This window comes from Vogesella mureinivorans (genome assembly GCF_007644035.1).
Classification (GTDB): domain Bacteria; phylum Pseudomonadota; class Gammaproteobacteria; order Burkholderiales; family Chromobacteriaceae; genus Vogesella; species Vogesella mureinivorans.
Genome location: NZ_VMTV02001021.1, coordinates 1 through 417, shown reverse-complemented (window position 1 = coordinate 417; position 417 = coordinate 1). Strand labels below are relative to the sequence as shown.

At 64.7% G+C, this 417-nt stretch carries 2 protein-coding genes; both read left to right on the top strand.

Going from position 1 to position 417, the window contains the following annotated elements; genetic code table 11:
• Window positions 1-146, top strand: a 146-nt coding sequence (gene rpsM, locus FLQ44_RS22550) for a 30S ribosomal protein S13 (RefSeq protein WP_147696150.1), incomplete at its 5' end; no start/stop codon positions are given.
• A gap of 9 nt (window positions 147-155) precedes the next feature.
• Window positions 156-417, top strand: a 262-nt coding sequence (gene rpsK, locus FLQ44_RS22545; RefSeq protein WP_147696149.1) for a 30S ribosomal protein S11, incomplete at its 3' end; no start/stop codon positions are given.

Sequence of the window (417 nt, the reverse complement as noted above, 5' to 3'; positions counted from 1 at the left end):
GCGAAGTCGGCATCAGCATCAAGCGCCTGATGGACCTTGGCTGCTATCGCGGTCTTCGTCACCGTCGCGGCCTGCCGCTGCGTGGTCAGCGCACCCGCACCAACGCCCGTACCCGTAAGGGTCCGCGCAAGCAGATCAAGAAGTAAGGACCGGCCATGAGCAAGCAGGCGCCCGCCAAGGGCAAGAAGAAGATCCGCCGTGTCGTTACCGACGGCATCGCCCACGTCCAAGCGTCCTTCAACAACACGATCATCACGATCACCGACCGCCAGGGCAATGCTCTGAGCTGGGCCACTTCGGGTGGCGCTGGTTTCCGCGGCTCGCGCAAGTCGACTCCGTTCGCTGCCCAGGTTGCCGCCGAGAAGGCTGGTCGCGTGGCGCTGGAGTACGGCCTGAAGACCCTCCCAGTCCGCATCA